Origin of the sequence: Micromonospora profundi (genome assembly GCF_011927785.1) — a bacterium.
Lineage (GTDB): Bacteria > Actinomycetota > Actinomycetes > Mycobacteriales > Micromonosporaceae > Micromonospora > Micromonospora profundi.
The window spans coordinates 5,168,424-5,191,210 of sequence record NZ_JAATJK010000001.1 but is presented as its reverse complement, the minus strand read 5'-3'; the positions used below and the strand labels follow the sequence as shown (position 1 = coordinate 5,191,210).

Below are 22,787 nucleotides of genomic sequence, written 5' to 3'. Positions count from 1 at the left end.
TCTAGGCCGGTCCTGTCCCGACCCAGGAGGGTCGCTGACTAGGGTCTGAGCATGGTCGCAACTATCCGGTACGAGGACATCGTCAAGGCTCCGAAGGCACTGCTGCACGACCACCTCGACGGTGGCCTGCGGCCGGCGACGATCGTCGAGCTGGCGGCGGAGGTCGGCCACGAGCTGCCCACCACCGACCCGGAGGCGCTCGGGCGCTGGTTCGTCGAGGCCGCCGACTCCGGCTCGCTGGAGCGCTATCTGGAGACGTTCGCGCACACAGTGGCGGTCATGCAGACCGCGCCGGCGCTGCGCCGGGTGGCCCGTGAGTGCGCGCTGGACCTGGCCGCCGACGGGGTGGTCTACGCCGAGGTGCGTTTCGCCCCGGAGCAGCACCTTGAGCAGGACCTGAGCCTCGACGAGGTGGTCGAGGCGGTCCTCGCCGGGTTCGCCGAGGGCACCGCGCTGGCCGTCGAGGCGGGCCTGACCATCCGGGTAGGCACCCTGCTCACCGCGATGCGGCACGCCGCCCGTTCCCAGGAGATCGCCGAGCTGGCGGTGCGGCACCGGGACGCCGGGGTGGTCGGCTTCGACATCGCCGGCGCCGAGGCCGGCTTCCCGCCCACCCGGCACCTGGACGCCTTCGAGTATCTCCAGCGGGAGAACTTCCACTTCACCATCCACGCCGGTGAGGCGTTCGGCCTGCCGTCCATCTGGCAGGCCATCCAGTGGTGCGGGGCGGACCGGCTCGGTCACGGCGTGCGGATCGTCGACGACGTCACCCCCGGCGGCACCCCGGTGCTGGGCCGGCTGGCCGCGTACGTCCGCGACAAGCGGATCCCCCTGGAGCTGTGCCCCTCGTCGAACGTGCAGACCGGCGCGGTGGACTCGATCGCGGACCACCCGATCGGCCTCCTGCGGGACCTGCGGTTCCGGGTCACCGTCAACACCGACAACCGGCTGATGAGCGGCACCTCCATGTCGCGGGAGATGTTCCTGCTGGCCGAGACGTTCGGCTACGGCTGGCGGGAGTTGCAGTGGTTCACCATCAACGCGATGAAGAGCGCCTTCATCCCGTTCGACGAGCGACTCCGGATCATCGACGAGGTGATCAAGCCGGCGTACGCGAAGCTGCTGGCCTGAATCGTTCAGGCGTGCGGGTGGCTGGCGAGCAGGCCGGCCACCCGGTGCAGCACCTCCCGGGCGCGGGCCGCCTCCGCGCCCAGCCCGGTCTGCCGGCGTAGCACCGCGGGCTCCGCCCGCAGCAGCGCCACTCCGCGCCGGAGCAGCACCCGAGGTGCCTTGCGCTGCTCGGCCAGATCCCTGGCGAGCCGGCGTAGGAAGGTAGCCCCGCGCGGCCGGCGCAGCGCGTACGCCCCGGCGAGCAGCCCTCGCCGACGGCACTCCTCGACGATCTCGGCGGCGAAAATCCCTTCGGCCACGAAAAGTGGCGATCCGTCGACTTCAAATGCCCGAGTGGCCACCCGACGATCAGCGCCGATCGCATAAACCGGCACATCGGCTCGACCTTCGCGGGCGAGTCGCGCAATCGTATCGACGGCCGTCCGGGCGTCCCAGGACTGCGGCGAATCCCAATCCACCTGCCCGTTTCGACGGGGCAACGTAGGGTCATCGCCGTTCTTGTAAAAGTCGTCCAGACACAGCACCGGGAGGCCGGTTTGCCGTGCTATGTACGACTTTCCGGAGCCAGACGGGCCGGCGAGCAAGATAACGCGGTACTGATGTTCCATTACCTTCAGTTACTCCGACCAGACGGACTGCGATCAAATCGTATCAACATCTCATCACACCTCCCGCAGGTGACAACCTGGGCTTTCTTCTTGCCGGGCGTCGTGATGGAATCTCGGGGGTCCGACCCGCCGGGTCGGTCGCTGAGCGTTGCCCGGGGCAACGCGCTGAAGCTGTAATCGCGAGGGCGGTGACGTGAGCAAACGGCCAAAGACGGCGGGCTCCTTCCTGTCGCGGCTAGGCCGGCCGGCCAGCCGGCTCCGGGACATGCCGATCTGGTCCAAGCTCGGTCTCATCATGATCGTGCCGACCATCGCCACGGTCGTGGTGGGCACCAGTGGTCTCGTCGACCACCTGGAGACGCTCAACAACGCCGACCGAGCCGGCGACCTGGCCAGTCTGTCGAGCTACTCCGGTGCTCTGGTCGACACACTGCAGGACGAGCGGACCACCGCCGTGCTGCTGTTGCAGGCGACCGGCACGCAGCCGAAGGCGCAGTACCAGGAGGCGTACAACCGGGTGAACACCCGGGTCGACCAGACGACCGGCCCCTACCGCCAGCAGCGTGGCCAGCTTGAGGACCTGCCGGGCAGCCTCGACGGCCTGCTCAGCGGCATCGACCAGAGCCTGAAGGACCTGCCGGGTGTCCGCAGCCAGGTCTTCAACGGCAAACTCAAGCTCGCCGAGGCCGTCCAGGCGTACGAGGGTCTGATCAACGACCTGCTCTCCATCCGTGACTCGGCCACCCAGCTCGCCGGAAACAACGACCTGAGCGACCGGATGCGGGCCGTCGCGGCCGTCGCCCGGGAGAAGGAATTCCTCGCCGTCCGCCGGGTCGTCGTGCACCGCGCACTGGGCGTCCAGGGCGGGCAACGGTTGACCCCGGCCCTGCGCACCGACTACATCGCCAGCGGCACCGGCCAGCAGCAGGCGCTGCAGAGCTTCAAGGCTGTCGCCAGCCCCGACGAGGCCAAGTTCCACGACCAGACCGTCGCCGGCGGTGACCGCCGCGAGGCGCAGAACTACATCGGCTGGATCGACGGCAACACCACAGGCGACATGCGCGGGGCGCCGTTCGGCCCGGACCAGTGGGACTCGGCCATGACGGCCAACGCCAAGCTGATCCGCAACGTCGAGTCGCAACTCGACCGCGACGTGGTCACGAAGGCCAACGACCTGCGCGCGGACGTCCAGCGCCAGGTCTTCCTGGAGACCGGCCTGCTGCTCAGCATGCTGCTGCTGGCCATCCTCTTCGCGTACCTCGTCGCCCGCTCGATGGCCCGATCTCTGCGTGAGCTGCGCCAGGGTGCCCTCTCGGTCGCCCAGTACGGTCTGCCGCAGGCGGTGGCCCGACTCCGTGACCCGCAGGTCGTAGGCCAGCTCTCCCCGGTGCAGTTGGCCAACCAGATCGCCGAGCCGCTGCCGGTCCGCAGCAAGGACGAGTTCGGCCAGGTGACCGAGGCGTTCAACGCCGTCCACCTGGAAGCCGTCCGGACGGCCGCCGAGCAGGCGACCCTGCGCGCCTCTGTCGCGACGATGTTCGTCAACCTGGCCCGCCGCTCGCAGATCCTTGTCGACCGCCTCATCGGTCACCTCGACCGGTTGGAACGCGGCGAGGAAGACCCGGACCGGCTGGCCGAGCTGTTCCAGCTCGACCACCTGGCCACCCGGATGCGCCGTAACGACGAGAACCTGCTCGTGCTCGCCGGCGCCGACTCCACACGCGTACAGCGCGAGCCCGCCGCGCTCATCGACGTGCTGCGCGCCGCCCAGTCCGAGGTCGAGCACTACACCCGGATCGAGTTCGGCGTCATCGACCGCGACATCGAGGTCGCCGCACACGCGGTGAACGACCTCGTGCACCTCGTGGCCGAACTGTTCGACAACGCCACAGCGTTCTCCCCGCCGGACTCGCAGGTGATGGTCGAGGCCCGCCGGGTCGGCGACCGCGCCTCGCTCTACGTCGAGGACCGCGGCATCGGCATCAGCCGCGAGCAGTTGAACGACCTCAACGAGCGGCTCGCAACGCCCCCGCAGGTGGACGTCGCCGTGTCCCGGATGATGGGCCTGGTCGTGGTCGCCCGGCTGGCATCGCGGCACGGGGTCCGCGTCGAGCTGCGCCCCGGCAACGATCGCGGCACGGTCGCCGAGGTGACCCTGCCGACCTCCGTGCTGGTGCCCCGGGCGCTGTCCGGCCGGCCGCAGCAGCCGCCGGCCCTGCCCGCTGCCGGCCAGCAGTACGGTGGGCCCCCGCCCGGTCTCGGCGCCCTGCCCGCGCTGGGCAACGGCCCCCGCCCCGGAGAGTCCGGCAACCAGGTCACCCTGGGCGGCCGACCGTTCGAGCCGGCCTCGCGCAACGGCGCCGGCACGCCCGCCAACGCCGGCGCGTACGGGTCGATGCCGGCCTGGTCCGACCTGACCGGTGCCAGCGCGTCGAACAGCGTCAACGGCGGCGACGGGTTCACGCCCCGGTCGGCAAACGGCCAGCAGATCGACCCGCTGCCGCAGCGCCGCGCCGGTGACGAGCCCACGACCACCGGCCAGCAGCCGGGGATTCCGCGGCAGTTGCCCAGCAGCCCGGAAGCGCGCCCGTACTCCGCGCCGCCGGTCTCCGCTCAGCCGTACTCCTCCTCGCCGGTCTCTTCCTCGCCGGCCTCCGGCCAGCCGTACTCCGGGCACCCCTACTCGGGTGCGCCGTACGGCAGCCCGCCGGTGTCCGCCGCGCCGGCCTCCGGCCAGCCCTACGGTGGCCCGCCGGTGTCCGCGTCGCCGGTCTCGGCGTCGCCCGCCTCGGGGCAGCCGTACTCCGGTCAGCCGTATTCGACGCCGCCGGCCTCCGGCCAGCCGTACTCGGCGCCGCCCGCCTCGGGGCAGCCGTACTCCGGTCAGCCGTACTCGGCGCCCCCGGCCTCCAGCCAGTCGTTCAGCGGCTTCACGCCCCGGTCCGCTCCGCCCGCACCCGCCTCCAACACCCCCGCGCCTCCGGCCTGGCCGCCGGTTCCCGGCGCGGAGCGGGACGCGCAGACCCCGCCGGTGCCCGAGCGGCTCGCCGCCGCCCTGGACATGACGACGGAACTGCCGCGGATGCCGCGCGCCGAGCAGCAGGCCGCTGCCGCCCAGCCGCAGGCATCGCCGGCCCCGGTCACGCCCGCGCCGGCCCAGAACCGTCCGGTACCCCAGCAGCCGCAGGCCCAGAACAGGCAGCGGTACGCGGACGAGACCATGGAGCTGCCGATCTTCCGGGAGCTCGAGTCGGCCTGGTTCCGTACCCGCCGTCCGGGTTCCGAGGAGGCGGCAGAGGTGGCCAAGCCGGCGGCGAACGGCGGCGACGCGACCCAGCAGTTCGCAACGGTCGAGGCCAAGGCTCGGACAGTCCACAAGACATCACCCGGGACGACAGGTAACACACCGATGGCAGACACTCCGAGCACCGGAGGAGCGCCGCGGGACAACGGGTCGACAGCGAACGGGGGCGCACGCCCCGGTCTCGCCGAGAGCCTGCCGAACCGCCGGCCCCAGCCGCAGACAAACGGCTGGCAGACCGCCGCCGACGACGGCTGGCGTGCCGCCTCGGCAGCGGCCAGCGCGGTCCCGGTGAACGAGACCACCACGACCGGTCTGCCGAAGCGCAAGCCGATGGCACAGTTGGTGCCGGGCGCGGTGGAGAAGCCCGCCACCTCGGTCCAGCGGCGTTCCCCGGAGGCGGTCCGTGGCCTGCTCTCCGCCTACCACCGGGGCGTGCAGCGAGGGCGTAGCACCTCGGACAACCCGACCAGCCCGGAGGCGACTCCGGGAGGGCAGCAATCCTCGCAGTCTGGCTCAGGCTCAGCGGCCGGGAGCGGGCAGAAGGAGCAAGAAGGATGACAACTACGCAGGATCTTGGTTGGCTGCTTGCCAACTTCGCCGACCGGGTGCCCGGTGTCGCGCATGCGGTCGCCGTCTCGGCGGATGGCCTGCTTCTCGCGTCGTCACGGGATTTGCCGCGGGACCGGGCCGACCAGCTCGCCGCGATCGCATCCGGTCTGGTCAGCCTCACCCAGGGAGCAGCCCGCTGCTTCGAGGGCGGGGCCGTACTCCAGACCGTTGTGGAGATGGACAACGGCTTCCTGTTCCTGATGTCCATCTCGGACGGTTCGTCCTTTGCGGTGTTGGCCGCCCGCAGCTCCGACGTGGGGCAGGTCGGCTACGAGATGGCGCTACTGGTCGACCGGGTGGGCGACGCCCTGACCCCGCAGCCGCGTGCGGCCGCGGGCATGCTGGGCTGACGTCGCACCGACTTGAGGTCGGCGCAACTGCAACGACAACAACGACGAGTTCCACCGGTGGGAGCCGGTATCGGGTGCGAAGGAGGTGAGCGGCGACATGGCCGATCGTGACGAACCGACCGGAGCGTTGGTCCGTCCATACGCCGTGACCCGTGGTCGTACCCGCCCCCGGCTTGATATCGCGCTGGAGGCGCTCGTCGAAACGACGGTGCGTGGTCGGACCGCTGCCCATGGCAACGGCGGTCAGGGCCGCGAACACCAGTACATCGCCGCGCTGTGTGACGGACGCGTGCAGTCGCTCGCTGAGATCGCGGCGCGGATGCAGCTCCCGCTTGGTGTGGCCCGGGTGCTCATCGCCGACATGGCGACGGACGGCCTGGTCGCGGTCCACGAGCCGACCATCCTGGACGACTCCGACGACGCGGTGGGCACTGAACTGCTGGAGAGGGTGCTGAGTGGACTTCGCAGGCTCTGACATGTCGCACCGCCCGCCGAACCCGAGCGGGCGCGTGACGTCGGCGAAGATCGTTATTGCCGGTGGGTTCGGCGTCGGTAAGACGACGCTGGTCGGCTCGGTCTCGGAGATCACGCCGCTGACCACTGAGGCCATCATGACCTCCGCTGGCGTGGGCGTCGACGACACCCGGCAGGTGCCGGGCAAGACGACGACCACGGTGGCAATGGACTTCGGCCGGATCTCGATCGACCGTGACCTGATCCTGTACCTGTTCGGTACGCCGGGTCAGACCCGATTCTGGTTCATGTGGGATGAACTGGTCCGGGGCGCGATCGGCGCGGTCGTGCTGGTGGATACCCGCCGGCTGGCCGACTGCTTCGCGGCGATCGACTTCTTCGAGCACCGGCGGCTGCCGTACCTGGTGGCCATCAACTGCTTCGACGGGATGCAGTACCACGACCCGCAGGATGTCCGGGACGCCTTGGCGATCTCGAGCGACGTGCCGGTGGTGGCCTGCGACGCCCGTAACCGGGAGTCGACGAAGCACGTGCTGATCTCGCTTGTCGAGTACGTGCTCACCATGCGCCGTACGCGCGCCGTCGCTCCGGCCTGACCGGGACGATCCCGCGCCCGGTGGTGGCCCTGGCTGCCACCGGGCGCTGAGTGCTGCCCGGGCCCGCCCCTCGTGGGTCTACGCAACGTAAAAGAGATCCTGGAAGGAAGTCGCCCCCTGCGGGGCCACCTCTTTCCAGGATCTCTTTGCGTGTGGTGGGGTGAACTTGGTCAGGACTGGTAGCCCGCGGAGCGGTACTCGTACTCGTGGTCGTCGTCGCGGTCACCGTGATCGCGGCTGAAGTCCCAGCCGCCGGCGGCCTCGCGACCCGGTCGGCCACCCACCGCGAACCCGCCGATCTCCTGCCCGCGACGCCAGCCGCGGAAGTAGCCTGTGGTGTTTTCTGCGAGGCTGGCGGCGTCGCGCACTATCCGCAGTGGACGCTCCTCGCGCAGCGGGGAACCAGGGACGAGGTTGGCCTGCGGCACCCGCTTCGGCAGCCCGGCGTTGGTCTCGGCGCCAACCGACGGCCGGGCGGCCTGCTCGGCGGCCTGCCAGCCCGTGTCTGCGGTGGTCGACCAGTCCAGATCGGACTCCTCGGCGTGCCCGACGAACCAGGCGGACTTGGCCTGCGCGAAGATCAGCAGGTCGCCGTCACCCTCGTCAGCGACCGGCGGTGGCCGATGCTCGACAGGGGGCGCCGGGCGGTGCTCGGGGGCACGGTCGGCACGCGGTGAGGGGCGGTCGTTGCGGGCGGCCTGCTCCCGGTCGACGAGCCGCAGCGGCGGCGTCTCCAGGCGCGGGTCGGTCGACGGGTTGAGCCCTTCCCGCAGCGCCCGGTCAGCCAGCGGCGGCGGCTCGACAAGCCGCAGCATGGGCGGCTCCTGCGGCAGGTCGTCAGCCAGCCACGGCGGGGTGACCCGACCGTCGGCCCGACCCGGATCGGTCGGGGATTCGATGCCCCGCCCGCCACCGTACGAGTAGGCGGCCGGGTTGTTCGGCGAGCTGTCGGCCGGGTCCTCCGGGTTGTTGACCAGAGGCCAGTTCGCCCGGGAGCCCGGAGGCGCCTGCTGCTCCTGGCCCGGCCGGGGGGCGGGCACCGGGATGCTGAGGTCGGTGGCGCTGAACCCGCCGGTGTGCGGCTCCTCGATGGGCCGCTGGTGGCTCGGTCGCTCGCCGTTGGTCTTGGGACGCGGCGGGATGACAGTGCGCTGCCGTTCGGCCCGCGCGTTGTTGATCGCGGCGGTGGTGAGGGTCGGCCGGAACGGCTCGCCCGCCTCGGCCGGCGGCACGGTGCCGCGCTGCGCTGGAGCGATCGGGGTGATCCCGGGCGGCGGAGGCGGTGGCGCGGAGACCGGGCGGTTGGTCGGGCCGTCGATCCGGCTCGGGGTCGGCTCGGCCCGCCCGGGAGGTGCCGAAACCGGCGGGCCGGCCATCGCAGCCGGGGCGATGGGCGCGGGTGCGACAGGAGGCGGCGTGACCGGAGCAGGGGCGACCGGCGGCGGCCCGAGTGGGCGCGGCGACGCGAGCGGGGGGCTGCCCGGGGCCGGCTCGGGACGGCTGCGCCGGCCGACGACAGGCGCCGGCTGGGGTGTCGGGGTCGGTCGGACGGCACGCAGGCCGGTGCCCGTGTTGGTCAGGCCGGGCAACTCGTTAGCAGAGTCGTCATGGCGGGCGGCGGCCCGGCGGCCCGGCGTCGGGGCGGGCGTCCGCACCCGTGAGCTGAGGGCGCTCACCAGCGCCTCGCAGCCGGCATCACAGGCCCGTACGGAGGCGACGGCCTGCCGGACCGTCTCGGCCACGGCGGAGGTGAGTGCCCGGTTGACGGTGGCGCGTCGCGGCGTCTCCGAGATGGCGACCCGCAGCGCGGTGACCGCCTCGTTGATCTCTTCGGCGTCGGCCACCCCGTCCGATGCGAGGTGCGCGGCGATGGCGTCCGCGGCGACGGACACCTCGCGGCCGCGGGCGACGGTGCCGCCGAGCATGCCCGGCTCGGGCAGCGCGTCCAGCACCGCCAGTGAGACCGGCTCGGCCGGGTCCGGGTAAGCCCGCAGCGCGGCCGGGTAGAGCTCCCGCAGCACCTCACGCAGCGCCACGGCGGCGGAGTGCCGGCCGCTGGCCAGAGCGGCGTGCGCGGCGAGCACCTGCTTGTAGCCGGCGAGGTCCCGGGGTGCCGGCAGTGTGACGGCGGAGAGTGCGCCAGCCTGCAACGCGCGGGCCAGGCCGACGGCACGACGCTCGGCCGGCGGTGACTGCATCTCCTCAAGCGAGTCGTCGTCGGCGAAGCGCTCGGCGAAGTCGTCCACCAGGTCGTCGTCCGCGATCGCCAGGGGACGACCCGCCGCGCTCAACAGCGAAGTGACAGTGTTGTCATCGCTGTCGGCGGCGATAGCCGCACCGCTCGGCCCGCCCGACCGCTCCACGAGCAGCGCGACGAGCTGGGCGTAGCCAGCCGCGTCGTCACCGATCTCGCTGACATGCAGCAGACGGCCTGCGTCATCGACCACCGCGGACGTCAGCGTCGACCTGGCCGGGGCCGGTCGGTCAGCCGAATCCGCCGAGGCCAGACCGCAGTACACGCGCACGAGCGCCAAGGCGTCGTCCTCCTCCCGGGACAGGTCTTCCTACTGCCAGCAACTGATGCTCCCCGGTACGGGTCAGTCGCGCCAGTCCACGACCGCAGAGATCTTGCCGACAATCGTGCGCCAACCCAGACTTGCGGTTTGTGCCCCGATTTTTTTCAACCGTCGCCGGCCCATGAAACCGCCGATGCCGCCGTTGACGGTCGCCCGCAGGGCCTCGTCAAGGTTGTCGAGGCTGGAGCCGGCGGAGAGCATGTCCAGGACCGCTGGCAGCTGCAACGCGTACGACAGGTCGCGGGCGACCTCGCCGGCCTCGATGAGCAGTGTCGAATCCCAGGCGTCGTGCCCGCCGCGCAGGTTTTCCACAACGAGGTCGAGTTCGTAGGTGTCCTCGTCGAGCGGCACGATGTCGGCCGGCTCGACCCGTTCGGACAATTCATTCCAGCTGTCCAGTTGGGACAGATCATTCGGTGCGCCGGAACGGATGAAACTGACCAACGACTCGGGGGTCTTGAACAGCAGCAGCTTGCCCCGGTGGCTGAGGAAGACCGGCACCTCCTCGTCGTCCGCCTCGTCGGTGTCGTCCTCGTCCTCGTCCGCGTCGTCTTCGTCGGCGGTCGCGTCGGCGTCCGTGGTGCCGCTCCGGCGACGGCGTGACGGCTCGGTCTCGTCGTCGTCGGCGAACTCCTCGGCGAGGTCCTCGTCGAGGATGACGACGGTCTCGTCGTCTTCCTCCTCCTCGATGACCTGACGGCGGGCGAGGAACGGGTCGTCCTGGTCGCGTTCGGTCACGTCGGTCGGTGTCAGCGACCCCGCCGGCCGGTACGCCCGCAGCGTGAAGCCGGTGCCGGCGGGCAGGGCGATCTCCACCGGGTCGATCCGCAGCTCTTCCCACAGCGCCCGGTTGGCCGCGGCGCGGGGGGTGTCGTCGGCCTCGTCGGCCTCGTCGGGCTCGGCCGTGCCGGTGGTGTCGTCGAGCTCGGGCTCGTCGGCGTCGGGCCGTTGGGGCGACTGGCGGGCCACGCTGACCTCCGTGTGCTTCGGGTTGCTGACCCGCCGGCGTCTCGGACCGACGAGTGACTCTGGGCACATACCCTAGTCGGCGGCTCGGGAAGCTTGGAGCCCGCACCCCGTCGGCCGCTCCACGAACGGCTCGGGCCTGCGAGTGTGCGGCGGTGGCGCACAGGGCGCGCGACAAGTAGCGTTGCTACGCATGAAGGCCCAGTCGCTGCACGGCCATCTCGACGCGCTTCTCCTCGCCGTTCTCGAACAGGGCGCTCTGCACGGCTACGCGATCATCGAGTCGCTGCGCGCCCGCAGTGACGGCAGCCTCGACCTGCCCACCGGCACCATCTATCCGGCGCTGCGCCGCCTGGAGCGCGCCGGGCACGTGGCGAGCACCTGGAGCACCGTCAACGGGCGGGAGCGGCGCACGTACCAGCTCACCGACTCCGGCCGCCGGGCACTGGCAGGTGAGCGTGCCGGGTGGCAGGAGTTCCGCGTGACGGTCGGGCGGTTCCTCGACCCCGGCGCCGCCCCCACCACTCCGGCCTGAACCGCACCGGGCCGTGATCAGCGGGCGACGGTGGCCCGCAGCCAGCCGCGTGCCGCGCGGCTCAGCGAGAAGTACGCCCCGCCGGCCAGCACCAGGCCGATGATCATCGGCGGCCAGGTAAGCGCCGCGTCCCACATACCGAGCGACCAGCCGAAGAGCGCCCCACCGGTAAGCATGCCGAGCACCAGCACGCCCGTCAGACCGGTGCCCACCGCACGTTGCGCGACCGCCACGCCCGGCCGGGTCGACCGGGCACTCGCCGCCACCACCAGCAGGCCCGCCACCGCGAGCAGCAGCGCGCTCATCCAGATCCAGTCGACGGACTCGGCCAGCAGCCGGTAGGCGAACGGCGGAGGCCCGCCGGCACTCCAACTCGACCCGTGCCAGGTCAGGTCGCCGGCCACCACCGCCACGCCGGCCACGGCCAGCATCCGCAGGGAGAGCCCGCGCAGGGCGGCCACCGCCAGCTCGGCCTGCCAGGAGGGCAACAGCTGCGCCGGCGAGCCGAACTCGGCCACCGCCCGGCGCTGCGCCTCCGTGGGCGGCACCCCGTTCTCGCGGTACGCGTCGACGACGTCCAGCAGATCGTGCCGCGCCTCAGTCAGCAGGTCGGACTTCAGCCGCGCCGGCCCGTGCAGGCGGGAGGCCAACTCTTGCAGGTGTTCCTCCACCAGGACGTCCTCGGCGCGTGGCATGGCACCACCCTGCCACGGGCGCCGACCCCCGACGTCAGGGACAACCCTGGTCCGTCCCCGAACCGGGTCAGGGGGCGAGCGCCAGGTACCCGCGCTCGGCCGCCGCCTGGAGCAGCCACTGGTCCCGGTACCAGCCGGGCGCGGCGACCAGCTCGGCGTGCCGGCCGCGTTGGATCACCCGGCCACCGTCCAGGACGACGATCTCGTCCAACTCGGTCAGCCCGCTGAGCCGGTGACTGATCAGCAGCACCGAGTGCCCGACGGGGGTGGCGGCGAGTGCGGAGGCGAGCACCGCGTCCGCGGCGACCGGGTCCAGCCCTTCGGTGGGCTCGTCGAGCACCAGCACCGGCGGCGCGGCCAGCAGGGCCCGGGCCAGCGCGAGCCGTTGCCGCTGGCCGCCGGAGAGTTGACCACCCTCCTCGCCGACAAGGGTGTCCCAGCCGGCAGGCTGGGCGCGTACCCAGTCGAGCAGGCCAGCGGCGGCGGTCGCGGCGGCCAGTTCGTCGTCGCTCGCGGCGGCCCGGCCGAGCAGCAGGTTCTCCCGCACCGTGGCGTGGAAGACGTACGCCTCGGCGAGCAGCCCACCGACAGTGCGGGGAAGCTCCTCCTCGGCGTACGTGGACAGGTCGCGCCCGGCCAGTGTGACCCGGCCGGCGGTGGGGTGGACCGCGCCGGTCAGTACGGCGGCCAGGGTGCTCTTGCCGGCGCCGCTCGGGCCGACGACAGCGATCCGCCGGCCGGCCGGCAGGTCCAGGTTCAGCCGGTCCAGTGCGGGTGCGGCACCGGCCCGGTACCGAACGGTCAGGTCGGTGAAGCGCAACTCGTGCGGAACGTCAGGAGCCGCACCACCTTCCGCGTCAGCCGTCAGGGCGTCGACGGGTCGGGAGGTCGGCTTTTCGGCGTCGAGCAGGGTGGCCACCCGGGCCAGGCCGGGCCGCAGTTGGGTCCACTGTCGGGCGGCCGAGACCAGTGCCAGAGCCACCTCGACGGCGGCCAGCGAGCCGACGGCCAGCACGCCGACCAGCACCCCGCGCACGTCGGCGGCCAGCGCGACGAGCACCACGGCGGCGGCTGTCGAGCCGGCGACAAGCACCCCGACCGCGTCGACCGCGAACCCGGTGGCGGCCAGCCGGCGTTCCAGCCGGGCGAGCCGGCCGGCACGGTCCTCGGCGGCGCGCAGCGCGGTGTCGGTCGCACCGAACGCGGCCAGGTCGGCGGCGCCGTGGGTGAGGTCGACGGCGTCGGTGGCGAGCGCGCCCCGCAGCGGGGCGACCTCTGCCGCGCTGCGCCGGGTGACAGCTGTGGCCAGCGCCGGCAGCGCCACCCCGGCGACGAGCAGGCCGACGGCGAGCACGGCGGCGGCCGGGGGCGAGATCAGCGCCGCCCCACCCACCGCCAGTACGCCCACCAGGGCCGCCGCCGAGGCCGGCACCAGCACCCGCAGCAGCAGGTCCTGGACCGCCTCGACGTCGGAGACCAGTCGACTGAGGATGTCCCCGGAGCGCTGCCCGGTGGTGCGGCGGGCGGCGAGGGTGGCGAACACCCGGGTCCGCACGTCGGTGATCATGCGGAGCACCGCGTCGTGCCCGGCGAGCCGCTCGGTGTAGCGGAACACGCCCCGACTGATGGCCAGCGCACGTACGGCGACGATCGCCACGGTCAGCCGGTCCAGCGGAGGCTGACCGGCGGCGCTCATCAACAGCCAGGTGGCCGTGGCCATCAGGGCGAGCCCGGCGAACTCGGTGGCGGCGGCGAGCAGTCCCGCACCGACCAGCCGGCCCAGGTACGGGCGGGCGAGCCTCAGCACCGCCCGCTCGGCGGCCACCCGCCCGGCGGGGAGCGCGTCGCCGCCGTCGGTCGTGCCGCTCGCCGGTGGCGCCGGTGCCGTGCTCATCGGGCCACCTTCGGCGTCGGTGCGGGCGTCAGTTCGGTGACCCGGCCGTCCTCGATGCGCAGGATCCGGTCGGCGTCGGCAAGCAGCGCCGGCCGGTGCGCGACAAGCAGCGAGGTACGTCCGGCGACCAACCGGCGGGTGGCGTCCAGCACCACCGCCTCGGCGGCCGTGTCCAGCCGTGCGGTGGGTTCGTCGAGCAGCACCACAGGGGCGTCCCGCAGGAATGCCCGGGCGAGTGCGACACGTTGCCGCTGGCCGCTGGACAGGCCGTGCCCGCGCTCGCCGAGCAGCGTGTCCAGCCCGTCCGGCAGGCCGGCCACCACGTCGTCGAGCGCGGCGTCGCGTACCGCCGCCGCGAGCGCCTCCGGTGGGGTGTCCGGAGCGCCGAGCCGGATGTTGTCGGCAAGCGATGCGGCGAAGAGGTGCGCCCGCTGCGGCACCCAGGCGACCTGTCGACGCCAGGCGTCCGGGTCTGCGGTGGCGAGGTCGACGCCGTCCACGGTGATCCGGCCACTGGTCGCTGTCACGAAGCCGAGCAGCAGGCCGAGCAGGGTGCTCTTGCCGGCGCCGCTGGGTCCGATGACGGCGATCCGCTCGCCGGGCCGGATGGTCAGTGTCACGTCGCGCAGCGCTGTGGTCCGCTCGTACGCCACTGTCACGGCCTCGAACCGGATCTCGCCGCGACCGTGCGGGGTGGCGGCGCCCTCGCTGGCGCGGGGGGCCGCCGGGGCGGCCGAGACGGTGAGCGCCTCGTCCAGCGCGGTGAGCCCCTCCATGCTGGCGTGGAAGCGGCTGCCGGCGGCCCGCAGTGGCAGGTACGCCTCCGGGGTGAGCAGCAGGATCAGCAGCGCGGTCTGGAGGGCCAGCCCGCCGCCGAGCAGCCGGATGCCCACCGGCACGGCCACCAGGGCCACCGACAGGGTGGCGACCAACTCCAGCACCAGTGCGGAGAGGAACGCGATCCGCAGCGTCTTCATCGTGGCCACCCGGTGCCCGTCGGCCATCCGGCGGACCACCTCGGTCTGCGCCCGCGCCCGGCCGAACGCCCGCAACGTGGGCAGCCCGGCGACCATGTCCAGGAAGTGCCCGCCCAGCAGGGAGAGCCGCCGCCACTGGCGCTCGGTGGCAGCCTGCGCCTGCCAGCCGAGCAGCGCGCCGAAGATCGGGATGAGCGGCAACGTGCACGCGATGATCACCGCCGAGCCCCAGTCGGCGAAGACGACCCGAGCCAGCACCGCCACTGGCACCGTCACGCTGAGCACCAGCTGCGGCAGATACCCGGTGAAGTACGCGTCCAGCGCGTCCAGTCCTCGGCCGGACAGGGTGGCGAGCTGACCGGCCCGCTGGCCGGCGACCCAGGCCGGGCCGTGCCGGCCCACCGCCTGGAACAGGTCTGCCCGCAGCGTGGCCTTGACGGTGGCCGCGACCCGCGCGGAGACCGTGCCCTGTGCCCAGACCAGCGCCGACCGGGCGGCGACCGCGACCACGAAACCCGCAAGCGCCCGGCTGTTCAGCTGCCCCTCGAAGGCGGTTGCCAGCGCCGACGCCAGCGCGGTGGCCTGCGCGACAATCAGCCCGGCGGCGAGCACGCCCAGGAGCGCGAGCACGGCAAGGTCGCGCCGGGCCGCGGGGACCCGGCGCAGCAGACGCGGGTCGAAGGGACGGCGGTTCACCAGTACACCGGTGCCCTGCCGTCGGTCCGTCCCCGGAAAACCCACCAGCACATCGCCTGGAAGCCTAGTAGGGCCGGCAGCAGCGGTAACGCCACCCAGCCGAGCAGCCTCAACGTGGGTGTGCTCGCGGCGGCGTCGGCCACCGTCAGCGAGGCGGCCGGGTCGGTGGTCGACACCAGCACGTAGGGCCAGAGCGCCGCACCGACAAGGGCCACGGGCAGCGCCAGGGCGGCGCCGGTGGCGATCAGAGCCCACCCCGGCCGCCGCCGCGCCAGCGCCGCACGGGCCACCAGCAACGCACCCACGAGCAACACCGGCAGGAGTACGCCAAGCGCCGGTCGCTGGACGGTGTCGCGTACCCGAGCGGAGAGCAGGCCCACGACGGTGGCCAGGGCGACAGCGGACAGCGCCACCGGGACAAGCCGGCGGGCCGTGCGGCCGACCACTGCGGCGTCGGCTGCCGGCAGCCGCAGCGTGAGGAACGTCGCCCCGTGCACCGCGACGAGGGCGAGCATGGCCAGGCCGGCGGTGGCCGCGAAGGGGGTGGCCAGGTGGGACACGCCTGCCACGTGGCCGTCAGCCTGGCGGGGTACGCCCTGGAGCAGCGCGGCCAGCAGCACACCCCAGCCCAGCGCGGCGAGCATGCTGCCGACGATCACGACCCGGTCCCAGCGGGCGCGGACGCGCTCGTCGGCTGACCGGCTGCGCAGTTGCACCCCGGCGGTGACCAGGACGACACCGACGAGCGCGCCGGCGCCGGCCGGATAGCAGCCGGAGAGCAACTCGCCCTCCAGCAGCGGGAACGCGCCGAACAGGATGCCGACGGTGGCGACCAGCCAGACCTCGTTGCCGAGGAAGAACGGGCCGAGGGCAGTGAGTGCGCCGCGCCGACCGGCCGGCCCGATGCCGCGAGCCAGCAGCAGCCCCACGCCGTAGTCGTAGCCAGCGAGCACCAGGTAGGTGGCGAAGAAGAGGCCGAGCAGGGCGTACCAGGCGAGGTCCACGGTGATCTCCTCAGAAGAGGGCGGGTTCGGGGCGGGCCGGCTCGCTTGACGGTGCCGGTGGACGGCCGAGAGCCGGGTCGGCGGCGCCGCGTGCCGCGTGCCGGGCCAGCAGCACCCAGTTGGTGACGGCGAGGGTGCCCAGCAGGAGGCTGAAGCCGATGAGCGAGGTGAGCATCACGGGCGCGCCGACAGGGGAGACCGCCTGCTCGGTGGGCAGCAGTCCGTACGCCACCCAGGGTTGGCGGCCGACCTCCCGGGCGATCCAGCCGAGGATGACCGCGACGAACGGAAGCGGCAGGGCGAGCAGGGTCAGCCACAGCGGGAAGCGCAGCCGGATGATCCAGTCCCGGAAGAGCAGGGGGAGCAGGAGCCAGACGCAGCCGAGGGCCAGGCCGATCAGGATCATGAAGCCCAGCCCGACGTTGGCGAGCACCGGTGGTGCGTAGTCGCCCGGGCCGAAGCGGGCGGTCCACTCGGCGACGAGTGCCTGCGCCTCCGGGCCCTGCCCGAACTTCGTGGGCTGCACCGAGCCGACGGCCCCGAACTGGGCGAACCCGAAGCCCTGCACCAGCGTGATGGCAAGTGCCGCGGTGACCAGGCCGATCCGCAGCGAAGTGCGGAAGAGCAGGAAATCGGGGGTACGCCGGATCAGGTGCCAGGCGCTGACCGCTGCCATGAGCATGCCGCCGACCAGCAGCGCGGCCGACACCACGTGCCCGAACGCCATGCCGAGGCTGGGGTTTGTGAGCAGCGCGCCGAAGTCGGTGAGGTGGGCGATCCCGTCGCGGACCTCGTAACCGACAGGGTTCTGGAGCCAGGAGTTGGCCACCATGATCCAGAACGCTGAGGCGTACGCGGTGAGCGCCACGCCCCACAGCAGCGCGAGGTGGACGCCCTTGCGGAGCCGGTGCCAACCGAAGATCCACATTCCGAGGAACGTGGATTCCAGGAAGAACGCCACGAGCGTCTCGATGGCCAGCGGCGCGCCGAAGACGTTGCCGACGTAGCGGGACAGGCCGCTCCAGTTCAGCCCGAACTGGAACTCCATCACGATGCCGGTGGCGATGCCGAGCACGTAGTTGATGACGTAGAGCTGGCCCCAGTAGCGGGTGAGTCGCTCCCACTTCGGGTTGCCGGTGAGCACCCAGGCCGTCTGCATCCCGACCAGCAGGGTGACAAGCCCGAGCGTGACGACCACGAACAGGAAGTGGATCGAGGTGGTGGTGGCGAACTGCAGGCGGGCGAGGAGCAGCGTGTCCATGGCCGGCTCTCCGTAAGGTGTTGGCTCCCTTGTCGTAGGAACTCTACACGTAGCGTCGCTACCTATCAGTGCCGGCTACTACAAGAAGTCGTACAGCGGCGGTTCGGGGCAAGATCGTACTCGATCCTGGATGAAGTGGCCTCGCGCGCCTGGAATGCCACTCGATCCTGGATCGAGCACGAACATGCGCGCGCTCGCACAGCCCGGTGCGGGCGGCGCTGTGCTGTGCCTCGCGCCGCGCGCGAGCGCGGCGCGCGGCGGGTCAGCTCAGGAAGAGGCTGATCGGCAGGGCTACCAGGGTGGCGGCGACGGCCAGGGCGGTGCCGCCCAGGATCCGGGGCGGGCTGTCGCTGACCAGGAGGCGCTGCACGCGTACGTCAAGGTCCCGATCGCCCATGCCGAGCGCACCGGCCGGGGTGATGCGGTGGCCGGCGGCGGCGAACCTGCGCAGCGCGCCCGCCAGTGGCGCTTCGGCGTGCAGTTCGCGTGCCTTGTCGTCGGCGCGCATTTCGACAAGCAGGGCGACCCTCTCGTGCGCGTCGCGTACCCAGCCGAACCAGGGCAACGCCCGGCAGAGCGCGGTGAACGGCAGCAGCACCAGGTCGTGCCGCTCGTTGGCGTGCGCGCGCTCGTGGCTGAGCACGGCGGCCAGCTCGGCCCGGTCCAGCAGGCTGAGCGTGCCTGCGCTGACCACCACCTGCGGCCGGACGCCCGGGAGGCAGTACGCCGCGGCACTGGGGTGGTCCAGTACGAGTGCGCCGGGTGCGGCGGGGTCGTTGCGGGCCACGAGGGTGAGCAGGTCCCGGTGCCTGCGCTGAGCGAGGACGGCGCCGTGGATGCTGCGCGCGGTAGTGGCGACGAGCATCGCCCCGATGCCGATGCCCACACCAACTCCGGCCAGGTGGAACGCGGTCTCGCCGGCCGGCAGGGTGCCATGGACGAGGTCGCTGGCCAGGGCGAGCAGTGCGCTCCCGGTCGGCAGGTCGTACGCGGACAAGCCGAGCGCCATCGGCAGGCCGATCGCGGAGAGGCCCAACGCCAACCCGACGGCCTGCCAGCAGATGATCGCCACCCGAGGGCTGCGCCACGTCCAGGTGGAACGGGCCAGCACCTGAGCGGTCAGATAGCAGGCCAGCATGGTGGCGGCGAAATGCGCGGCGTACGCCATGGCGCGTCTACCGCTCCGCTGCCTCGCCGGCCGGTCGCCGGCCAGTCGGCCCGTCCACCCGGTCCGTCAACTCCGTGGCCGTCCCGCCCTGGTCGCCGCCGGTGGAGCCCGAGCCGGCCTCGGTCTCCAGGGCTGCCCGAAGCACCTCGGCTTCGGTGCCGGTCACCGAGCGGGCGAAGCGCACCAGCGCCGCGTCCCGGCTGCCGCCCAGGTCGAGGGCGTCGAGCATGAGCTGGGCGATGTGCGCCTCACGGCTGGCCGCGGGTCGGTAGCGCCAGGCCCGGCCCTCCCGCTCCCGCTGCACCATGCCCTTGCCGGCCAGTCGATCCAGCACGGTCATCACCGTGGTGTAGGCCAGTTCACGGCCGTCGAGAGCGTCGGCCACCTCGCGCACGGTCACACCGTCCGACGTACCGGGGACCACGTCCCACAGCACGTCCATCACCGCACGCTCAAGATCACCCAGCCGAGTCACGCGCCAATCCTACCCTCGGTAGTAGACCCCGCCCACCCCGCACACCGGGGAACGCAGAACAGCGCCCGAAGACCACCACTCCAAGGAGCCAGCGCGCCACTGAAGCGCCAAGATCGACCACCGAAACGGACCCGGCCCAGGTCAGGTTTTCCGGGGGAGCCCGCCCACGCGGGGATCAAGCCTGACCGCCCGGAGTGGGCGGGCTCCCCCGGAAAACCAGAAGGCCGAGACCGCATCACACCCCCTTGGGGTGCCACACCGTCTTCGTCTCCAACAGAGCGGTCATCCGGGTCACGCCAGGATCGGCGGACCAGTCGACCTCAGTCGACGCCGGCCGGAGCACCCGCTTGAGGTTCTCCGCGGCCTTGACCTCCAGGTCGGTGGCGAGCGAGGAGTTGCTCACCCCGGTGAGGTCGATCGCGTTGACGTCCATGTGGGCCGCCAGCGTCGGCGCGGTTTCGGTGATCGCGCCGGTGAGGATGTTGACCACCCCGCCGGGCAGGTCGGAGGTGGCAAGCACCTCGGCAAGGGTCACCGCAGCGAGGGGCTCGGTCGCGGAGGCCGCCACCACCACGGTGTTGCCGGTGACGATCGCGGGAGCGACCACACTGACCAGGCCGAGCAGCGCCGGGCGTTCCGGGGCCACCACCGCGACCACGCCCGTCGGCTCGGGCGCGGACAGGTTGAAGTAGGGACCGGCGACCGGGTTGGCGCCGCCGTACACCTGGGGGAGCTTGTCGGACCAGCCGGCGTACCAGACCCAGCGGTCCACAGCGGCGTCCACCTCGTCGCCGGGCACGCCCAGGGCGACGAACTGCTCGCGGCGGCCCTCAAGCATCTCGGCGACCCGGTAGAGGATCTGACCCCTGTTGTACGCGGTCGCGCCGGCCCAGCCCTTCACGGCGGCGCGGGCGGCGACCACCGCGTCCCGGGCGTCCTTGCGGGAGGCCAGTGACACATTCGAGGACTGCACGAGATACGACCGTCCCGACTCGCTGCGCGGGAACTTCCCGCCGATGAAGAGCTTGTACGTCTTGCGTACCGCGACCCGCTCAGACATTGAGGTAGCCCTCCAGCCCGTGCCGGCCGCCCTCGCGACCGTAGCCCGACTCCTTGTAGCCGCCGAACGGCGAGGTGGGGTCGAACTTGTTGAACGTGTTGGCCCAGACGACTCCGGCGCGCAGCCGGTCGGCCATCCACAGGATCCGGGAACCCTTGTCGGTCCAGATGCCGGCCGACAGCCCGTACGGCGTGTTGTTCGCCTTCTCGACGGCCTCGGCAGGCGTGCGGAAGGTGAGAACCGACAGCACCGGCCCGAAGATCTCCTCGCGGGCGATGCGGTGCGCCTGGGTGACCCCGGTGAAGATGGTGGGCGCGAACCAGAAGCCCCGGTCGGGCAGCTCGCACGGCGGCGACCAGCGCTCGGCGCCCTCGGCGGCGCCGGCGTCGGACAGCTCGCGGATCCGCTCCAGCTGGGCGGCCGAGTTGATGGCGCCGACGTCGGTGTTCTTGTCCAGAGGGTCGCCGACGCGCAGGTGGGCCATCCGGCGCTTCAACGACTCCAGCACGCGGTCGGCGACGTTCTCCTGGACGAGCAGCCGGGAGCCGGCGCAGCAGACGTGCCCCTGGTTGAAGAAGATGCCGTTGACGATGCCCTCGACTGCCTGGTCGATGGGCGCGTCGTCGAAGACGATGTTCGCGGCCTTGCCGCCCAGCTCAAGGGTGAGCTTCTTGCGGCTGCCCGCGACGGACCGGGCGATGGCCCGGCCGACCTCGGTGGAGCCGGTGAAGGCCACCTTGTCCACGCCGGGGTGCTCGACAAGCGCGCGGCCTGTGTCGCCGGCGCCGGTGACGATGTTGACCACGCCGGCCGGCAGGTCGGCCTGCTGGCAGATCTCGGCGAACAGCAGCGCGGTAAGCGGGGTGGTCTCGGCGGGCTTCAGGACCACTGTGTTGCCCGCCGCGAGCGCCGGAGCGATCTTCCAGGCCAGCATGAGCAGCGGGAAGTTCCACGGGATGACCTGCGCGGCGACCCCGACCGGCTGCGGGTTCGGGCCGAACCCCGCGTACGGAAGCTTGTCGGCCCAGCCCGCGTAGTAGAAGAAGTGCGCGGCGACAAGCGGCACGTCGACGTCGCGGGACTCCCGGATCGGCTTGCCGTTGTCGAGTGACTCCAACACGGCCAGCTCGCGGGAGCGTTCCTGGATGAGCCGGGCGATCCGGTACAGGTACTTGGCCCGGTCCCGGCCCGGCATCGGACCCCAGACCTTGTCGTACGCCGTGCGCGCGGCGCGTACCGCGCGGTCCACGTCCTGTGCGCCGGCCTCGGCGATTTCGGCCAGCACCTCCTCGGAGGCGGGGTTGATCGACTTGAAGTTGCCGCCGTCGGCAGGGTCGACGAACTCCCCACCGATATACAGCCCATAGGCGTTCTTGATTTCCACCACCGAGCGGGACTCGGGGGCGGGTGCGTATTCGAACATCGGCTCTCAGTCCAGTGTGAAGTAGTCGGGACCGGAGTAGGTGCCGGTCGTCAGCTTGGTGCGCTGCATCAGCAGGTCGTTGAGCAGGCTGGAGGCGCCGAAGCGGAACCAGTCGGGGTCGAGCCAGTCCGCGCCGACGGTCTCGTTGACCATCACCAGGTACTTGATCGCGTCCTTGGTGGTCTTGATGCCGCCGGCCGGCTTCACGCCGACCTGTCGCCCGGTGGCCTCGCGGAAGTCGCGGACGGCCTCCAGCATCACAAGGGTCACCGGCAGCGTCGCCGCGACCGGGACCTTGCCGGTGGAGGTCTTGATGAAGTCGCCGCCGGCCAGCATTGCCAGCCAGGAGGCGCGACGCACGTTGTCGTACGTGGCAAGCTCGCCGGTTTCCAGGATCACCTTGAGGTGGGCGTCCCCGCAGGCTTCCTTGGTGGCCACGATCTCGTCGTAGACCTCCTTGTAACGGCCGGCCAGGAACGCGCCCCTGTTGATCACCATGTCGATCTCGTCGGCGCCCGCCGCGACGGCGGCCCGGGTGTCGGCGAGCTTGACCTCCAGCGGCGCCTGGCCCGACGGGAAGGCGGTCGCCACGCTCGCCAGGTGCACGTTGCTCCCGGCCAGCACCTCGGCGGCGTACGGGACCATGGCCGGGTAGACGCAGACGGCCCCGACGTGCGGGCAGGACGGGTCGGCCGGGTCGGGGCGCAGCGCCTTGGCGGCCAGCGCGCGGACCTTGCCGGGGGTGTCCGCCCCTTCCAGGGTGGTCAGGTCGACCATGCGGATCGCCAGGTCGATGGCCTGCGCCTTGGCGGTGGTCTTGATGGAGCGGGTGCCGAGCTGCGCCGCCCGCTGCTCCGCGCCGACCTGATCCACGCCGGGAAGGCCGTGCAGGAAGGTCCGCAGAGCGGTCTCGGATCGTCCCAGCTCGGAGAGGTCCGACCGGGCCGACGTCGTTGTCGCCGTCATGTCTCGGAGTCTACGCACG

Annotated in this window: 19 protein-coding genes; 6 read left to right on the top strand and 13 right to left on the bottom strand. The window is 72.1% G+C overall.

The annotated features are described in order from the left end of the window. Positions 1-51: 51 nt before the first annotated feature. Complete coding sequence (locus F4558_RS22825; protein WP_167945964.1) at positions 52-1,131, top strand: adenosine deaminase; 1,080 nt, start codon at positions 52-54, stop codon at positions 1,129-1,131. 5 nt (positions 1,132-1,136) lie between these two features. Here the strand turns inward: F4558_RS22825 and F4558_RS31750 are convergent, their stop codons facing one another. Further along, a complete protein-coding gene (locus F4558_RS31750) occupies positions 1,137-1,430 on the bottom strand; it encodes a hypothetical protein (protein WP_231640178.1) in 294 nt (97 codons plus the stop codon). A 502-nt stretch (positions 1,431-1,932) separates the two neighbouring features. On the opposite strand from F4558_RS31750, the gene F4558_RS22815 reads away from it, so the two are divergent. From F4558_RS22815 to F4558_RS22800, 4 genes are all read left to right on the top strand, one after another. Next, entirely contained in the window at positions 1,933-5,601 is a 3,669-nt protein-coding gene (locus F4558_RS22815) for a sensor histidine kinase (protein ID WP_167945963.1), read from the top strand. Then, on the top strand, positions 5,598-6,002 hold the full coding sequence (locus tag F4558_RS22810; protein ID WP_007455462.1) for a roadblock/LC7 domain-containing protein: 405 nt from the start codon (positions 5,598-5,600) through the stop codon (positions 6,000-6,002). Before F4558_RS22815 ends, F4558_RS22810 begins: the two co-directional genes overlap by 4 nt. Before the next feature lie 97 nt (positions 6,003-6,099). Next, complete coding sequence (locus tag F4558_RS22805; RefSeq protein WP_053659305.1) at positions 6,100-6,477, top strand: DUF742 domain-containing protein; 378 nt, start codon at positions 6,100-6,102, stop codon at positions 6,475-6,477. A gap of 1 nt (position 6,478) precedes the next feature. Further along, positions 6,479-7,072 carry a GTP-binding protein gene (locus F4558_RS22800; protein WP_007455465.1) on the top strand — a complete coding sequence of 198 codons (594 nt, stop codon included), beginning with the start codon at positions 6,479-6,481 and terminating at the stop codon, positions 7,070-7,072. Positions 7,073-7,242: 170 nt separating this feature from the next. Here the strand turns inward: F4558_RS22800 and F4558_RS22795 are convergent, their stop codons facing one another. Both F4558_RS22795 and F4558_RS22790 read right to left on the bottom strand, forming a co-directional pair. After that, positions 7,243-9,630 (bottom strand): transposase, encoded by a 2,388-nt coding sequence (locus tag F4558_RS22795; RefSeq protein ID WP_167947603.1) that lies wholly within the window; start codon positions 9,628-9,630, stop codon positions 7,243-7,245. A gap of 39 nt (positions 9,631-9,669) precedes the next feature. Then, a complete protein-coding gene (locus tag F4558_RS22790; RefSeq protein ID WP_053659310.1) occupies positions 9,670-10,686 on the bottom strand; it encodes a SatS C-terminal domain-containing protein in 1,017 nt (338 codons plus the stop codon). Between the two features lie 121 nt (positions 10,687-10,807). Between F4558_RS22790 and F4558_RS22785 the strand changes: the two genes are divergently transcribed. After that, a complete protein-coding gene (locus F4558_RS22785) occupies positions 10,808-11,149 on the top strand; it encodes a PadR family transcriptional regulator (protein ID WP_053659312.1) in 342 nt (113 codons plus the stop codon). Positions 11,150-11,166: 17 nt separating this feature from the next. On the opposite strand, the gene F4558_RS22780 is transcribed toward F4558_RS22785, so the two are convergent. From F4558_RS22780 to deoC, 10 genes are all read right to left on the bottom strand, one after another. Further along, positions 11,167-11,844 carry a permease prefix domain 1-containing protein gene (locus F4558_RS22780; protein WP_053659314.1) on the bottom strand — a complete coding sequence of 226 codons (678 nt, stop codon included), beginning with the start codon at positions 11,842-11,844 and terminating at the stop codon, positions 11,167-11,169. Positions 11,845-11,911: 67 nt separating this feature from the next. After that, entirely contained in the window at positions 11,912-13,738 is a 1,827-nt protein-coding gene (cydC, locus tag F4558_RS22775; RefSeq protein WP_167945962.1) for a thiol reductant ABC exporter subunit CydC, read from the bottom strand. After that, positions 13,735-15,411 (bottom strand): thiol reductant ABC exporter subunit CydD, encoded by a 1,677-nt coding sequence (gene cydD, locus F4558_RS22770; protein ID WP_053659495.1) that lies wholly within the window; start codon positions 15,409-15,411, stop codon positions 13,735-13,737. The genes cydC and cydD overlap by 4 nt, the downstream gene beginning before the upstream one ends. Beyond that, positions 15,408-16,415: a cytochrome d ubiquinol oxidase subunit II gene (locus F4558_RS22765; protein ID WP_053659318.1), complete on the bottom strand. Its 1,008-nt coding sequence runs from the start codon at positions 16,413-16,415 to the stop codon at positions 15,408-15,410. The genes cydD and F4558_RS22765 overlap by 4 nt, the downstream gene beginning before the upstream one ends. A 10-nt stretch (positions 16,416-16,425) precedes the next feature. Continuing rightward, positions 16,426-17,676: a cytochrome ubiquinol oxidase subunit I gene (locus tag F4558_RS22760; RefSeq protein WP_053659320.1), complete on the bottom strand. Its 1,251-nt coding sequence runs from the start codon at positions 17,674-17,676 to the stop codon at positions 16,426-16,428. A 262-nt stretch (positions 17,677-17,938) separates the two neighbouring features. Next, on the bottom strand, positions 17,939-18,844 hold the full coding sequence (locus tag F4558_RS22755) for a M56 family metallopeptidase (protein WP_167945961.1): 906 nt from the start codon (positions 18,842-18,844) through the stop codon (positions 17,939-17,941). 7 nt (positions 18,845-18,851) lie between these two features. After that, positions 18,852-19,319, bottom strand: a complete 468-nt coding sequence (locus F4558_RS22750) for a BlaI/MecI/CopY family transcriptional regulator (protein ID WP_053659324.1) — start codon at positions 19,317-19,319, stop codon at positions 18,852-18,854. A 235-nt stretch (positions 19,320-19,554) separates the two neighbouring features. Beyond that, a complete protein-coding gene (locus F4558_RS22745) occupies positions 19,555-20,379 on the bottom strand; it encodes an aldehyde dehydrogenase family protein (protein WP_053659326.1) in 825 nt (274 codons plus the stop codon). Then, positions 20,372-21,802 (bottom strand): aldehyde dehydrogenase family protein, encoded by a 1,431-nt coding sequence (locus tag F4558_RS22740; RefSeq protein WP_167945960.1) that lies wholly within the window; start codon positions 21,800-21,802, stop codon positions 20,372-20,374. The genes F4558_RS22745 and F4558_RS22740 overlap by 8 nt, the downstream gene beginning before the upstream one ends. 6 nt (positions 21,803-21,808) lie before the next feature. Next, on the bottom strand, positions 21,809-22,768 hold the full coding sequence (deoC, locus tag F4558_RS22735) for a deoxyribose-phosphate aldolase (RefSeq protein WP_167945958.1): 960 nt from the start codon (positions 22,766-22,768) through the stop codon (positions 21,809-21,811). Positions 22,769-22,787 lie beyond the last annotated feature (19 nt).

Coding starts and splice junctions, on each gene's coding strand:
- F4558_RS22825 (WP_167945964.1), top strand. CDS start 52: ATGGTCGCAACTATCCGGTACGAGGACATCGTCAAGGCTCCGAAGGCA.
- F4558_RS22810 (WP_007455462.1), top strand. CDS start 5,598: ATGACAACTACGCAGGATCTTGGTTGGCTGCTTGCCAACTTCGCCGAC.
- F4558_RS22805 (WP_053659305.1), top strand. CDS start 6,100: ATGGCCGATCGTGACGAACCGACCGGAGCGTTGGTCCGTCCATACGCC.
- F4558_RS22800 (WP_007455465.1), top strand. CDS start 6,479: ATGTCGCACCGCCCGCCGAACCCGAGCGGGCGCGTGACGTCGGCGAAG.
- F4558_RS22790 (WP_053659310.1), bottom strand. CDS start 10,686: ATGTGCCCAGAGTCACTCGTCGGTCCGAGACGCCGGCGGGTCAGCAAC.
- F4558_RS22785 (WP_053659312.1), top strand. CDS start 10,808: ATGAAGGCCCAGTCGCTGCACGGCCATCTCGACGCGCTTCTCCTCGCC.
- F4558_RS22780 (WP_053659314.1), bottom strand. CDS start 11,844: ATGCCACGCGCCGAGGACGTCCTGGTGGAGGAACACCTGCAAGAGTTG.
- cydC (WP_167945962.1), bottom strand. CDS start 13,738: ATGAGCACGGCACCGGCGCCACCGGCGAGCGGCACGACCGACGGCGGC.
- F4558_RS22760 (WP_053659320.1), bottom strand. CDS start 17,676: ATGGACACGCTGCTCCTCGCCCGCCTGCAGTTCGCCACCACCACCTCG.
- F4558_RS22755 (WP_167945961.1), bottom strand. CDS start 18,844: ATGGCGTACGCCGCGCATTTCGCCGCCACCATGCTGGCCTGCTATCTG.
- F4558_RS22745 (WP_053659326.1), bottom strand. CDS start 20,379: ATGTCTGAGCGGGTCGCGGTACGCAAGACGTACAAGCTCTTCATCGGC.
- F4558_RS22740 (WP_167945960.1), bottom strand. CDS start 21,802: ATGTTCGAATACGCACCCGCCCCCGAGTCCCGCTCGGTGGTGGAAATC.
- deoC (WP_167945958.1), bottom strand. CDS start 22,768: ATGACGGCGACAACGACGTCGGCCCGGTCGGACCTCTCCGAGCTGGGA.